The 14794-nt window shown below is 61.1% G+C and carries 10 protein-coding genes; 4 read left to right on the top strand and 6 right to left on the bottom strand.

Annotated features, from left to right (window positions below; translation table 11 throughout):
- Nucleotides 1–31 precede the first annotated feature (31 nt).
- The 5 genes from gshA to CL546_RS13770 form a co-directional block, all read right to left on the bottom strand.
- Complete coding sequence (gshA, locus tag CL546_RS13790) at nucleotides 32–1594, bottom strand: glutamate--cysteine ligase (protein WP_290495954.1); 1563 nt, start codon at nucleotides 1592–1594, stop codon at nucleotides 32–34.
- Between the two features lie 104 nt (nucleotides 1595–1698).
- The gene (locus CL546_RS13785; protein ID WP_290495951.1) at nucleotides 1699–4074 is read right to left on the bottom strand and encodes a Tex family protein; all 2376 of its coding nucleotides are present in this window, start codon (nucleotides 4072–4074) and stop codon (nucleotides 1699–1701) included.
- 182 nt (nucleotides 4075–4256) lie between these two features.
- Nucleotides 4257–4619, bottom strand: coding sequence for a response regulator (locus CL546_RS13780; RefSeq protein ID WP_290495949.1), 363 nt, complete (start codon nucleotides 4617–4619; stop codon nucleotides 4257–4259).
- A gap of 137 nt (nucleotides 4620–4756) precedes the next feature.
- Complete coding sequence (locus tag CL546_RS13775; RefSeq protein ID WP_290495947.1) at nucleotides 4757–8368, bottom strand: efflux RND transporter permease subunit; 3612 nt, start codon at nucleotides 8366–8368, stop codon at nucleotides 4757–4759.
- Nucleotides 8361–9692 carry an HlyD family secretion protein gene (locus CL546_RS13770; RefSeq protein WP_290495945.1) on the bottom strand — a complete coding sequence of 444 codons (1332 nt, stop codon included), beginning with the start codon at nucleotides 9690–9692 and terminating at the stop codon, nucleotides 8361–8363. The genes CL546_RS13775 and CL546_RS13770 overlap by 8 nt, the downstream gene beginning before the upstream one ends.
- A 168-nt stretch (nucleotides 9693–9860) precedes the next feature.
- Here CL546_RS13770 and ompR point away from each other — a divergent pair, with 168 nt between their 5' ends.
- The 3 genes from ompR to CL546_RS13755 all read left to right on the top strand — a co-directional run bounded on the left by ompR (nucleotide 9861) and on the right by CL546_RS13755 (nucleotide 13119).
- On the top strand, nucleotides 9861–10571 hold the full coding sequence (ompR, locus tag CL546_RS13765) for an osmolarity response regulator transcription factor OmpR (RefSeq protein WP_007150894.1): 711 nt from the start codon (nucleotides 9861–9863) through the stop codon (nucleotides 10569–10571).
- A gap of 73 nt (nucleotides 10572–10644) precedes the next feature.
- The gene (locus CL546_RS13760; protein WP_007150769.1) at nucleotides 10645–11964 is read left to right on the top strand and encodes an ATP-binding protein; all 1320 of its coding nucleotides are present in this window, start codon (nucleotides 10645–10647) and stop codon (nucleotides 11962–11964) included.
- A gap of 549 nt (nucleotides 11965–12513) precedes the next feature.
- The gene (locus CL546_RS13755; RefSeq protein WP_290495941.1) at nucleotides 12514–13119 is read left to right on the top strand and encodes an outer membrane beta-barrel protein; all 606 of its coding nucleotides are present in this window, start codon (nucleotides 12514–12516) and stop codon (nucleotides 13117–13119) included.
- Here the strand turns inward: CL546_RS13755 and CL546_RS13750 are convergent.
- A complete protein-coding gene (locus CL546_RS13750; protein ID WP_290495939.1) occupies nucleotides 13091–14305 on the bottom strand; it encodes an MFS transporter in 1215 nt (404 codons plus the stop codon). The genes CL546_RS13755 and CL546_RS13750 overlap by 29 nt on opposite strands.
- 134 nt (nucleotides 14306–14439) lie before the next feature.
- Here CL546_RS13750 and CL546_RS13745 point away from each other — a divergent pair, with 134 nt between their 5' ends.
- Nucleotides 14440–14790: a VOC family protein gene (locus CL546_RS13745; protein WP_290495937.1), complete on the top strand. Its 351-nt coding sequence runs from the start codon at nucleotides 14440–14442 to the stop codon at nucleotides 14788–14790.
- Nucleotides 14791–14794: the final 4 nt, after the last annotated feature.

The following is a 14794-nucleotide window of genomic DNA, read 5'->3' as shown; positions in this document are numbered from 1 at the left end:
GGGGGGGAGTCGCTGCAGCCCCGCTGGCCGGTCAATCGCGGAAGTAATCAGCCAGGTAATCTTCGAAGGATTGCTGGTCGGCGGCTTCCCCGGCGGCCTGTTCGGCCAGGCTATCGGCGGCCAGTTCTTCCAGACGCTGGTTGGTGGCGTCGCAGCGCTGGCGGGACAGGAAGTGATCACGGTGGGCCAGGGCCTGATCCATGGCGAACTGGAAGAAGCCCTGATTGCGGCTCTCCAGTTTTGCCAGAATGCGCGCGGATGGGGTGGCGTCCGGGTTATCCACTTTTTCCTGCTGATGCGCCAGTGCCTCGGCATAGTTGGTGCCGCCGTGGGCCCGGTCGAACAGTTCGGCGATGGGCTGCATCTGTTCCAGCTTTTCCGTGGCCCAGTCTTTCAGGGTCACCGATTTGCCCCAGTTGCACAGTTCTATGCCGGTATTGCGTCCGTCGTAGACCACCTTGCGCAGGTTTTCCTTGCTGGCATGCAGGTCGCATTTTTCCAGTTGCGGCGATTCACGCAGCAGACAATAGGTGGCGAACAGATCCAGGAAACGGATTTCCTGCTGGTTGATGCCCACGGGTTCGAACGGGTTCAGGTCCAGCGCGCGGATTTCGATGTATTCCACGCCTCGTTCCTGTAATGCCGTGGTGGGGCGCTCGCCCGGGTTGATGGTGCGCTTGGGGCGAATGGACGAGTAATACTCGTTCTCGATCTGCAGAATATTGGTGTTGAGCTGGCGGTAGTCATCGCCCACCTTCACACCGATTTTCTCGTAGGCCGGTTCTGGCGTCTTGATGGCATGGGTGAGCGTGCTGACGTACTCATCCAGGTTGTTGTAGCTGATCGCCAGGGAAGACTGGGCATTGTTCTGGTAGCCGAGATCGCTCATGCGCAGGCTGGTGGCCTGGGGGCGATAGAGGGAGTGGTCAAAACGCTCCAGCAGATCGTGCTCGCGGCCGGCCAGGAAAGAGGCGCACAATGCCGGTGAGGCACCAAACAGATAAACCAGCAACCAGGAGTAGCGCTGGAAATTGCGCGTCAGGTCGAAGTAGCGACGGGAAATGTAATCCTGCAGCGGTGCGCTGTCGCCTTCCAATTGCTGGTTCAGTTTCCAGAATGCTTCCGGGTAGGAAAAGTTGTAATGAATCCCGGCGATGGTCTGCATCTTGCGACCGTAGCGGTGGCCCAGACCTTCGCGGTAGACGGTTTTCATGCGGCCCACATTGGCGCTGCCGTATTGCGCCACGGGTACATCACTGTCCTTGCCGATCATGCAGGGCATGGAGTTCACCCACAGCACTTCATCACCAATATGGCTATACACATAGCGGTGGAGCTGTTCGAGAAACTCGATGGGTTTGTGCAGCTCGGTGCTGGGCGGGGTAATAAATTCCAGCAGCGCTTCGGAATAATCCGTGGTGATGTAGGGGTGAGTCAGTGCGGAGCCCAGCGCCTTGGGGTGCGGGGTTTGCGCCAGGGTGCCATCAGTGGTGATGCGCAGGCTTTCTTTCTCGATGCCACGACGGATACCAGCCAGGGTGGCGGCGGCATCTGAATCCAGCAGGGCATGAATTCTCTGTTCAAGATGCTTCATGTTTGGGGCCTGTCGTGCGGCCGCCCGGGTGTGGGGCTGGCCGCGGGTGTGACGGAATTCCGACAATCATGGGGCAATAGAATGACGCTGAGAAGTCACCCCGCTCAGGAGCGCTTCTTGCTGTCCTTCTTCTGCTTCTCTTCCTTGGCCTTGGCAAACAGGTCGGCGAACGTGCCGCCACCGCCCTGGGGCTGACCACCGGCGCGTTGACCGCCACCGTTACCGCCGCCACCGCGGCGTTGATTATTGCCTTTACCGGCCTGGTTGGCGCGATTGCTGGTGGGGCGTTGGCCACTGGTTTTTTCGGTGGGTTGGTCGTCCATGCGCATGGTCAGGCTGATGCGTTTACGATCCAGATCCACGTCCAGCACTTTGACCTTGACGATATCGCCGGGGGCCACCACCTGATGCGGGTCTTCCACAAACTTGTCCGCCAGTGCGGACACATGCACCAGGCCATCCTGGTGAACGCCGATGTCCACGAAGGCGCCGAAGTTGGTGACGTTGGTGACGGTGCCTTCCAGGATCATGCTTTGCTTCAGATCCTTGAGGGTTTCCACCCCTTCCTTCAGTGCCGCCGCCTTGAATTCCGGGCGCGGGTCGCGGCCGGGCTTTTCCAGTTCACTGAGGATGTCGGTGACGGTGGGCAGGCCGAAGTTGTCGTCGGTGAATTCGGCGGCGTTGACCTTCTTCAGGAAGGGCACATCACCCACCAGATCCTTTAACGGGCGGCCATGTTTGCCGGCGATTTTTTCCACCACCGGGTAGGCTTCCGGGTGCACTGAGGAACTGTCCAGCGGGTTCTCGCCGTTCATGATGCGCAGGAAACCGGCGGCCTGTTCAAAGGTCTTGTCGCCCAGACGCGGCACCAGTTTCAGGTTGGCACGGCTGGCAAAGGCGCCGTTCTTTTCCCGGAAAGTAACAATGTTGCCGGCGATGGTGCTGTTAAGGCCGGCAATGCGGGCCAGCAACGGGGCGCTGGCGGTGTTCACGTCCACGCCCACGGAGTTCACACAGTCTTCCACCACGGTATCCAGCGAGCGCGACAGTTTTACCTGGCTCACGTCGTGCTGGTACTGGCCCACGCCGATGGCTTTCGGGTCGATCTTCACCAGCTCGGCCAATGGATCCTGCAGGCGGCGGGCAATGGAAACGGCGCCACGGAAAGACACGTCCAGCTCCGGGAATTCCCGGGCGGCCAGTTCCGAGGCGGAGTACACCGAGGCGCCCGCTTCGGAAACGATGATCTTCTGGATCGGTTGGTCTTTCAGCAGCTTCACCACTTCGCCGGCCAGCTTGTCGGTTTCCCGGCTGGCGGTGCCGTTACCGATGGCGATCAATTCCACGCCGTGTTGCTTGCTCAGGGCGGCCAGCTTGCTGAGGGACTGATCCCACTGCTTTTTCGGCTGGTGCGGGAAGATGGTGGTGTGCTCCAGCAGCTTGCCGGTGGCATCCACGACCACCACTTTCACCCCGGTACGCAGACCCGGGTCCAGGCCCATGGTGCACTTGGGGCCGGCGGGGGAGGCCATCAACAGACTCTTCAGGTTACGAGCGAATACCTGAATGGCTTCTTCTTCGCCCATTTCCCGCACCCGGCCCAGCAGTTCGGTTTCCAGGTGGGTGTTGAGTTTGATCTTCCAGGTCCAGCGCATCACTTCCTTGAGCCAGTCATCGGCGGCGCGGCCGGCGTGCTGCCAGTCCGCTACGGCGGTGACCATGGCTTCGCAGGGATGCGGCTGGGCATTTTCCAGCTCTTCCGGCAGCACCATGGAGACATGCAGGATGCCTTCATTGCGGCCCCGGAACAGGGCCAGGGCGCGGTGGCTGGGGATGCCTTTCAGCGTTTCGCTGTGATCGAAATAGTCGCTGAACTTGGCGCCGTCTTTTTCCTTGCCGTCGACGACTTTGGCCTGGATGTGGCCCTTGTCCCACAGGAAGGTGCGCAGGCGAGTGAGCAGCTCGGCGTCTTCGGCGAAGCGCTCCATGAGGATCTGTTTGGCACCGTCCAGGGCGTCCTTGGCGGTGGCAATCTTGTGTTCCTCGTTCAGGTAGCCGGCGGCCAGCGCTTCCGGCTCCTGGGTGGGATCATTCATCAGGCTGTCCGCCAGCGGCTCCAGGCCGGCTTCGCGGGCAATCTGGGCGCGGGTGCGGCGCTTGGGCTTGTAGGGCAGGTAGAGGTCTTCCAGCCGTGTCTTGGTGTCGGCGGCCTTGATCGCCTTTTCCAGTTCCGGGGTGAGCTTTTCCTGTTCGGTGATGCTTTTCAGGATGGCCTCGCGGCGCTCTTCCATCTCGCGCAGATAACGCAGCCGTTCTTCCAGGTTACGCAACTGGGTGTCGTCCAGCCCGCCGGTGACTTCTTTACGGTAACGGGCGATAAAGGGGACGGTGGAGCCTTCGTCGAGCAGGGCGACGGCGGCGTTGACCTGGCGTTCCTGGCAACCGATTTCTTCGGCAATAATCTGTTCGATACTACGCATGATATGTCCTGACGGCGTGCGGCCTGCAAGCCTGTTGCGTGCAAGCGTTCTTCAAATACAAAACGACCGGAATCATAGGGAATGAATCCGGTCGTTGATAGATTGACTTGTAAAAGCGGCTGTGGCTGTGGCGCAGGTCATGGACGTTCGGTTACCGCGCGCGACAGGCCGCGGACGACGACTCAGCCCAGCGCTTCATTGATCTTGGCCACCAGTTCCGATTCCACCGGCGGTTTTACCACATAGCCGAAGGCGCCCTGGCGTTCGCCCCAGACCTTGTCGGTTTCCTGGTCCTTGGTGGTGACCAGAATCACCGGAATGCTTTCTGTGGCAGGGTCGCGGGTGATCTTGCGGGTGGCCTGGAAGCCGTTCAGTTCCGGCATGACCACATCCATCAGGATCAGGTCGGGCTGTTCCTGTTTGGCTTTTTCTATCCCTTCCATACCATTGGTGGCAGTGACGACATCATGGCCCTGACCCTGGACAATCTTTACCAGATTGGTCAGCTGGGTCGGGGAATCGTCCACCACAAGAATTTTGGCCATGTTGCTCTCCTCAAGCCGCTATTGATCCCATACGGCTGTATTTTTATATGTGTCTCGATCCAATCGCGAATCATACCAGCGACGGCTTAAAAGGTAAGCTGTCGAATTGTGGCACATGGGTGCCGTAATGGGGCAGCTTACCGGGTGAGCGTGTGGGCGCTGCGCCGCCCCCAGAGCAGAATGGGCAACACAATCAGGGTGGTGACCAGCGTCCACCGGGCCAGTGCCCAGAAACTGTTGGCCAGCAGGTCGCCGTGATGGCCCGCCAGCGGTGCCAGGGCAGCAATGGCAAGGCTGCCGATCCCGGTTAGCAGCAGCCAGCGCGGTGCCAATGTCAGCGCCAGCTGCCGGCGACGGAACAGGCACCACAGAAAGGCCAGCCCCAACCCCAACATCAGCAGCCAGAGTATCCCGGTGGGGGCGAGCAGCAGCAGGCTGGCGTTTTCGCTGGCGGCTGCCTTGAGCAGGGGCAGGTTGCCGAACACGTTCAGCAGCAGGAAGGGGCCCAGCAGCATGGCCCACCAAAGGTTGCCGCCCAGCCCCTGGGGGCCGGGTTGTTGGCGGTGGTGGCTGGGGTCAAAGCGCCAGGCTCGTTGCAGCAGGGTGCCCCAGTTGTGCGGCGCCAGGTGGCGGCCGAGTCCCTGAACGCGGTCGCGCTGTTCCTCGATCAGCATCAGCATGGCGGGCACGACCAGCAGGATCAGCCCGGTGCCGAACAGCAGGCCGAACACCAGGCTCACGGCCATGGGTTTGAGGAACTGGGCCTGCAGTGAGCTTTCGAACAGGATTGGAGTGAGGCCGGCGACTGTGGTGATCGAGGTCAACAGTACCGCGCGCAGGCGCCGTACACAGGCTTCAGTGATGGCCTGGAAGCGCTCCATGCCTTCGGCGACCAACTGTTGATAGAAACTCACCAACACGATGGAGTCGTTGACGATAATGCCGGATAGGCCGAACAGGCCCATGGCCGAGAACATGGAGAACTTGATGCCAAACGGTGCCGTGAAAATATGCCCGATCACCGCGCCGGTGAGGCCGAAGAAAATGGCGGTCATGATCGCTATGGGCCAGGAGTAGGAGCTGAATACCCAGGCCAGCACGATGTAGATAATTGCCAGCCCGAGCAGGGCGCCGGTGGCCAGGTCCCGCAGGTTTTCAGCCTGCTCCTGCAACTTGCCTTCGTAGCCCACGCCGATGCCGTAGCGGCTTTTCAGTTCCGGAAGGATGCCTTCGTTAAGGGTGGCGATGATCTCGTTGGCGTTGCCCTGTTCGGGATCCAGGTCGGCGTACACGGTGGCGGCCAATTCGCCGTCGACCCGGCGCAGCAGGTCCACGCCCTTGCGAGCGTCAAAGGTGACCACGTCGCGAAGCGGAATGGCTTCGCCCTGGTTGGTGATGATGGGCAGGCGCTCAAGGGCGCTGAAGCGCCGGCGCTCACTGTCAGGCAGCATCACCCGCACTTCCACTTCCTCGTCTTCTTCGTTGTAGAGCTGCGCGAGGCTGCCGTCGAAGGCGCCCCGTAGCTGGCTGGCCACGTCGCTGAGGGTTAGCCCCAGGGCACGACCCTGAGCGGTGAGCTGGAAGGTGAGCTGTTCCTTGCCGTAAGGAAGATCATCGTCCACGTTGCTGACGCCGGTGAACTGCTCAAGGCGTTCCTGCAACGCCAGTGAGGCGGCTTTCAGGGTAGCGGCGTCGCTGCCAGTGAGTTTTACCTCAATGGGTTTGCCCGGGGGGCCGGCTTCGGCCTGGGAAATGGTGAGTTGATCCAGCCCCGCGGGCATGGCCAGTCTTTCGCGCCAGGCATCAATCAACTGGTCGTTGGAGATGTCCCGGTCCGAACCGGTGTAGACCTCGACTACCAGGGTGCCGTATTCGTCACCGAACTTGTCCTGGCGGCCGCCGATGTTAGGGAAACCGGCGGCGGCGCCGTGGTGGCTGATAATGGTATGGACCAGATGCCCGCCCAGTTCCTCGTTGGTCTCTTCCAGCGTGCGTTCCAGCTCGGCGAGGAAGTCGTCCACCTGTTGCTTGTCGGTGCCGGAGGAGAATTCCGCCACGGCGCGCAGTTGATCGCCATCTACCGGCGGGAAGAAGGTGAACTTGAGCCAGCCGGTGGATACCAGCGACAGGGCAAGAACGAAGGCGCAGACGGCGGACACACTGACCAGCTTGCGGTGGGTAACGGACCATTCCACCAGGGGCCGGAAGCGCTCATCCCGGAAGCGGTTGAAGCCGATGTCGATGCGCTCGCGCAGGCCGCTGGCCTTGACCTCGATGCCGCGGAAGCTGTGGTGCAAATGCCCGGGCATCACCAGGAAGCATTCCAATAGTGAGGCGAGAATCACGCAGATCATCACGAAGGGAATATCGAACGATATCTTGCCCATTGCGCCGCCCATCATTCCCAGTGGCAGGAAGGCGGCGATGGTGGTGGTGGACGACGCCACCACGGGCCAGAACATGCGCCGGGCCCCGCCCAGGGCTGCACGCTGGGCAGATTCGCCCTGTTGCAGGTGGGTGAGGGTGTCTTCGCCCACCACGATGGCGTCATCGACGATCAGCCCCAGGGCCAGAATCAGGCCGAACAGGCTGATCATGTTGATGGTGCCGCCAAACGCCCAGAGGATGCCGAGGGTGGCCATGAAGGACACCGGAATCCCCACGGTGACCCACCAGGCGACCCGCGCATTGAGGAAAAAATAGAGGGTGAGGATCACCAGCACCAGGCCGGAAATGCCATTCCAGAGCAGGGTGGAAATGCGCTCCTGCACGTGTTTCCAGGCCTCGAAATAGAACGTCATCTTGACGCCATCGGGCAGCGAATGCGCGTATTCGCCTCCCCAGGTACGAACCTTGTCGGCCAAGTCGAGCATGTCGTCGTCTTCGCCGCGCATCACCTGTAGTTCGATGGCGGGTTTGCCTTCGAAGGTGAGGGTGGCCTGGTCATCCCGTGCCCGTCGTTCGATGATGGCCACATCGCCCAGACTCAGCTGCTGGCCGTCGGCGGTGGTAATCAGGGGGAGCTCGGCAAAGGCCTTTTCGTCACGGCGTTGGCCCAGCGCCCGCAGTTGCTTGGCGGCGTCGTCGCGGCCCACGGTGCCGGCGGGGGTGTCCTGGCTGAAGCTGCGTACCTTGTCGCCGATCTGCCCCAGGGTCATGCCCAGATCATGCAGGGTGCTGCTGGGCACCTGAATGGCCATTTCCTCTTCCGGCAGGCCTATGAACTCCACTTTGCCGACCCCCAGTGCCAGCAGTTCATCCTCCATTTCCCGCACCAGCGGGCGCAGCTCTTCCCGGCTGCCGTTTTCTGTGGATACCAGAATCGAGGTGACCAGCGAATAGCGGGTGATTTTCTGAATCACCGGCCGCTCGGCGTCCTGGGGCAGGTTGCGAATCGAGTCGATGCGCTGGCGCACTTCATCCAGGGCCAGGCCCAGATCGCTGCCGTCTTCCAGCTCAATAAAAATGGCGCTGGCGCCCTGCTGGGAGCGGGCAATCAGCTTGCGGGTGTTGGGCAGGGTTTTCAGTGCCTGCTCCACGGGAATGGTGATGGAGCGTTGCACATCTTCCGGGCTGGCGCCGCGCCAGGGGATGGTGACGGTGACGTATTCGAAGTCAAAATCCGGGAACAGCTGGGTGTTCAAGCGAGTCAGGCCCAGTACCCCGAGCATGATCATCAGGATCATCAGCAGGTTGGAGGCAACCTTGTGCTCGGTAAAGCTGGCGATCAGGCCCCGCGACTCACTCACTGTCACCGCCCTGGCTATCCGCGTCTGCGTCCGTTATGGGGGTGTTGCTTTCGGTGTCGGCGTTACTGCCGGGTACGGGCTGTGGATCCACCGGCAGCCCGACGATGGCCTGGGGCAGTTGGGTTGTCATGATGCGTTCGCCACCGGTCAGGCTGTCGGCGCGTAACAGTAGCAGGGACTCGTCACCGTCGATGGCTTCGCCGACGATATGGGCATCCACCCGTTGCAAATGGTCATCGGCGTCGATGCGGTAGAGCCGGTTGAGACCATGCAGGGCTGTGGCTGGCAGCGCCAGCAATTGCGGTTGGGCGGGCAGCGTCAGGGTGATGGTCAGCGGGCGGCCCAGTGCGGCCGTGGGCGCCCCTTTGGCGCTGTCACCGCTAAAGGCGAACAGGCCATCGATGCCGCCACGGGCATCGGCGGCATCGCCGGCCAGTCGCTTCAGTTTCAGCGGCAGGGTATGGCCTTCCAGCTGGGTGCTGGCGGCCAGGTCGCCGGCGATCAAGCCTTGCCGTACGGCAGGCAGATAACGGTCGGGGATCTGGGCGCGCACTTCCAGTTCGCTGTCGGCAAACAGGTCGATCAGCGGCTCGCCGGGGCGGACCCGCTCGCCGGGGGCTACGCTCACCTGGGTCACGGTACCGTCGAACGGCGCGTTGACGGTAGTGCGGGCCAGGTCGATTTTTGCCTGTTCCAGCTGCGCCTCGGCGCTGGCCAGACGGGCTTCCATACGGGCCAGTTCGTTCGCAAAGTCGCTGACACTGAGCTGGCGCTGGCTGAGAGACAGATCGGCCCGGGCCTGGGCTTGCTCGGCCTCGTCCAGCTGGGTCTGGGCCACCAGCTTGCGTTCACGCAGGGACTGGATGCGCTCCAGATTATCGGTGGATAGTTGGGCCAGCTTCTTTTCCAGTGCCAGGTTTTTCTTGTCGCTCTGGTAGCGCAGTCGGGTGGTCTCCAGCTGGGCGGCGGCTTCGTCGCGGGTGGCTTTGGCACGGTCGCGGGCCAGGGCGGCTTCGGTGTCGTCCAGCTGGATCAGTAATTGGCCTTCGGTGACCCGGTTGCCAGCGCGCACCGGGATGCTGTCCACGTTGGCGGTGACCACGGCGGTCAGGCCCGCGGCCCGGGGGGATTGTACCCGGCCAAACAGTTGAATCTGCGGCGAGCGCGCTTGTGGGTCGGCCAGCACGAACCGCACCCGGGCATGGTTGTCCACGATATCTCGGGTGGGCGCGGACGGTTTGAATGTGGCAAGCAGGATGATCGCCAGCACCGTGCCCAGAATAACGCGGGCAACCGGGGGAAGTTGTTTCAGGCGGTCTCGCAAGGGAAGTCCTTTATTGATAATGATTCTCAGCCGGATACTGTAACGTGTTCTTATAGCAGTGCCTATCTTCCACGTTGGCAATGTTTTTATACAATCTCTTCGTGCCATTTTCTTGCACGTTCGGACCACAACGCGTAAATCAGGGACCAGTAAACCTTCGGAGGTGCTGTGAGCGAACAACAAGACAAGATTCTGGTCGTGGATGACGATGCGCGACTGCGTAGCCTGCTGCAACGGTTTCTGGAAGAAGCCGGTTATACCGTAAAGGCGGTGGGCGATGCCGAGCAGATGGACCGTGCCCTGTCCCGCGAACTGTATTCCCTGATGGTGCTGGACCTGATGCTGCCGGGGGAAGATGGCCTGTCGATCTGCCGTCGCCTGCGTGAGGCCGAGAACGTTATGCCGATCATCATGCTCACCGCCAAGGGCGATGATGCCGAGCGCATTGAAGGCCTGGATGCCGGCGCCGATGACTACCTGCCCAAGCCGTTCAACCCCAAGGAACTGGATGCCCGTATCCGCGCGGTGCTGCGCCGCCATGTGCGCGAGCTGCCCGGGGCGCCCAGTAAGGAAGAAGGGTCGGTGACGTTTGGCCCCTGGATTCTGGATCTGGCCAACCGCACCCTGACCCGTGATGGTGATCCGCAAAGCCTGACTACCGGGGAATTTGCTGTACTCAAGGCACTGCTGCAGAACCCCCGCGAGCCGCTTACCCGTGACAAGCTGATGAGCCTGGCCCGGGGTCGCGAGTGGTCGGCCATGGAGCGTTCCATCGATGTGCAGGTATCACGCCTGCGCCGCCTGCTCGAAGACGACCCCTCCAAACCCCGCTACATCCAGACGGTCTGGGGTGTGGGGTATGTGTTTGTGCCTGATTAAGAGACGCAGCATGCACCACGCTTCACGCATCACGCGCGTGTTGCGTGAGGCATGCAGCGTGTAAGCTGCCTTGATGACACTCTATCCCCGCACTGCCTTTGTCCGCTCCGCCATTGTGGTGGGGCTGGTGATTGGGATCAGCCAGGCGCTGACCCTGTGGTTCTTTGCCCGTAATGCCTACCTGCCCGGTATCCGTGAATACGCCCGCTTGACGGTGCTGCAAGCGGAGCTGGCGTTTGATGATTCGCGGGCGGCAGCGGATGCGGATCTGGCCGACCGGCTGGGTAATGCCACCGGCATTACGGTGGCGATTCCGGAAAAGCTTCACGATGGCACCATGCTGCTGTCACGTCCGGTGGTGGGCCGTTTTCAGGAAGAACTGGAAGGCATGCTGGAAGAGCCTGTGACCGTGCGTCTGGAAGATAACCGCCAACCGGTTCTGTGGGTGAACGCGCCGTCGTTTGGTGAGCAATGGGTGCGGGTGCCCATGGCGTTCTTCCGGGATTACGATCGCTACCTGTTGTTGGGCTGGGGGGTGACAGTGCCTTTGCTGGCTATCATCGGTGGCTTGCTGATTGCCCGGGGGCTGAACTTGCCGTTGCGACGGCTGGCCAAAGTGGCCTTGAAAGTGGGGCGTGGAGAGGCGGTGCCGGTGCTGGATACCACCATCGGCCCGGAGGAAATTCAGGCAGTGAATGCCGCCTTTAACCGGATGACCAGTGACTTGCAGCATGCCCAGCGGGATCGGGCGTTGCTGCTGGCCGGGGTGTCCCATGATTTGCGAACCCCGCTGACACGTCTGCGCCTGTCGGCGGAATTCATGCAGGACGAGGAGCTGGCAAAAGGCATTATCGAAGACATTGAGGATATGGATGCGATCCTCGATCAGTTTATTTCCTTTATCCGTGATGGTGCGGATGAGCAGCCGGACTTTGAAAACCTCAATGACCTGATTCAGGAGGTGGCCGGCAAGTACCCGGCGGAGCAATTACGGTTCGAGCTGGAAGACCTGCCCCGGCTTATGCTCAAGCGGCTGACGGTAAAACGGATGCTGGCCAACCTGGTGGGCAATGCCCTGAAGTACGGTGCCTCACCGGTGGAGGTGCGCACCGCAGTTGCGGAAAACAAGGTCGTGTTGACGGTGCGTGATCACGGTCGCGGTGTGCGTGAAGAGGATATTCCGTTGCTGCTGCAGCCGTTTTCCCGGGGGGAAAAGGCGCGCACTCTCAGTGGCAGTGGTTTGGGGCTGGCCATCGTGAAGCGGATTGTGGACATGCACCACGGTGATATTCAGCTGGCCAATCATCCCCACGGTGGACTGCTGGTGGAGGTACGTTTTCCGGTAACCGGTAAGTTTGTGCAACCCGAGCCCTTGTCCGCCGGTGTTAGGTAAATCCAGCGGTAACAAAAAACCACATTCTGTGGCCCGGAATGTGCGCTGGCGCAAAGTTTGCGGCGCAAGGGTCGGTGCATTCTAGTACGCAGTTACTGGCATGGGTAACGGTAAAACGAGCAAGCACAGACAGATAATTATAACGATCAAAAGACCGGTTCTGTTGCGAAAAAATGAATTGATGTCGTTGTCAGCCTGTTCAACAAGGCGCTGCTGTTGAACAGGGGAATAGCACCCGCAAGCCGACACAACAATCATGCAGCAGGGCCAGCACCAAATGGACTTGGGAGAGAGCCTTATGAATACCCTCGCAGCGTGGCAGCCGCCACGATGAATGTTATTTCCTGTCAGACCTGACTCGCTGATTCGCGCACAAATTGACTGTAGCCGGTTGATGTTTGTGTTGTGAATGCCGATAGCCTGTTGTGGCCCGTGTGCCATAAGAGGTTTTGGGTCGCACGCCTGTGCGGCCCTTTTTTCGTTTCTTTTCCTGCCGGTGTTACTTTCTTGTTGAGGAAACAGTGTCGCCGGTTATTCTCGGAAAGGAATATGATTTGCTGGCGGGCCATTGACGGCATTGAGGGAGCGATGATGAAACAACAGGGGAAGCATTCTTATTCGCTGGCGGCGGGAATAGCGGTCTTGGCATGTGTGATCAGTGGGTCGGTGTCTGCCAATGATGATCCGTTATTGCCCGGCTATGTGGGCGTGCAGTACAACCTGCTCGACCAGCAAATCGCTGCCGGCGATGATGCACAACCGCGCAGCGTTCAGGCGGTGTGGGGCTGGCAGTACAATACCCTGCTCGCGCTGGAGGCCCGGCTGGGTTATGGCGTCAGCGATGATGAGGGCGGGCTGGATACGGCCCGGGTCAGCGTGGACCCGCAATGGCTGGTGGGGGGCTATCTGAAAATGGGGCTGAGCTACCGTTTGCCGCTGTCTCCCTATGTGCTGCTTGGGCACTCCTCGGTGAAGCGTGAGGTCACCGTGGCCGGCGGCGATACCGAAGACGATGTGGCCAGCGATCCCTCCTACGGCATGGGGGCGTCGATCAAATTGAACGAACGCAATGCCCTGACGGTGGAATGGCTGCAGCTGGATGACGACGACAATGATCTGACCACCGTTAACGTGGGCTATCTGTTCCGTTATTAAGCGGGGCCAGGCCGGCGGTTTCTGCGTGACGTTTTTCCAGGCCGCGACCGGCCAGGAAAATCAGCAATCCGCCGATGGCCAGGGCCGCCCCTACCAGGCCGGTGGCGGACCATTGTGCGCCCATCTTGATGGTGACGCCGGCCAGCCAGGCGCCCAGCGCGTTGGCCAGGTTGAAGGCCGCGTGATTCATGGAGGCGGCCATGGTCTGGGCGTCCTCGGCCACATCCATCAGTCGGGTCTGCAATGCCGGGCCCAGCGCCATGCTGGTGCCTACCAGGCCCACGAAGAGGATGGCGGGCAAGGGCCAGTCGGCGGCAAAGTAAAAGCCGGCCTGAATCAGCGCACACCAGACCAGAATGCGCGGTATGGCACGCAGCAAGTTGCCGTCCGCGGCGCGGGCACCGGCAAAGTTACCGATAATGGTGCCGATGCCGAAGATCATCAGCACCATGGGGCCCCAGCTTTCCGCCATGCCGGCTTGCTCGGTGAGGGTGGGCATCACATAGCTGAATACCGAAAACATGCCGCCGAAACCGATGCTGGCGACCCCCAGGGTGAACAGCACCCGCTGTTTGACCAGCGCGGATAATTCGCGACGCGGGCTGGCGTTCGGGTCCGGCGCCTGGGCGGGCACCCACAGGCGAATCAACAGGGCGGTGCACAGGGCAATCACGCCAACGCCGATAAAAGCCACTTCCCAGCCAAATAAATTGCCGGCCCAGGTGGCCAGGGGCGCGCCGACCACGATGGCAATGGTCAGCCCGCTCATTACCCGGGCCACGGCGCGGGCGCGCATGTGATACGGCACGGCGGAGGCCGCCACCAGCGCCGCGACACCAAAGTAGGCGCCATGGGGCAGCCCGGCGAGAAAGCGCAGGCCTACGAAGGTCCAGAAATCTGTGGCCAGGGCGCTGGCCATGTTGCCCACGGCAAACACCAGCATCAAGGCGATCAACAATCCTCGCCGGGGCACCCGGGCCGCCAGAGCGGAAATCAGCGGCGCACCGACCACGACCCCCAGCGCATAACTGCTGATGGCATAGCCCACATCGGGAACCGGTACTTGCAGATCGGTGGCCACGCGCTGCATTAACCCCATAATGACGAACTCGCCACTGCCAATGCCAAACCCCCCCAGGGCGAGAGCAAGAGACAAACGAAGCAGGCGACTGGAGTCGGAGGGCATACAGGGTTCCCGGAAATGAAAGCGTGGCTGGGTGTAAAGGTGGGCTAAGGCTGCCGAATTTGAACAGAGTTCATTCTAGCATGGAAGGAGGCGGCTTCGGGACGGGTGCGGGAATAAAAACACAGGGAGACAGCATGAAAGTGAATCGAATCGTGGCCAATGTGACCACGACGGAACGGCATAAGGCGGACGCCTTTTATGGCGATATTCTCGGCCTCGAGCGGCTTATGGATCATGGTTGGTTCCAGGCCTATGGCTCGGCGGAAACCATGCGCGTACAGCTTGGTTTCGGGTCCGAGGGCGGTTCAGGCGCAGCGGTGCCGGACCTGTCCATCGAGGTGGATGATCTGGATGAGGCCCTGAGAAGAATGCAGCAAGCGGGGGTGCCGCTGGAATACGGGCCGGTGAGTGAGCCCTGGGGCGTGCGACGCTTCTATGTGCGTGATCCGTTCGATCGTCTGTTGAATATTCTGCAGCATGAATAGCCGC

The sequence above is a fragment of the Alcanivorax sp. genome (assembly GCF_002726155.1).
Taxonomy (GTDB): domain Bacteria; phylum Pseudomonadota; class Gammaproteobacteria; order Pseudomonadales; family Alcanivoracaceae; genus Alcanivorax.
Note: the sequence above shows the minus strand (reverse complement) of the source record. Positions and strands in the feature narration are given on the sequence as shown.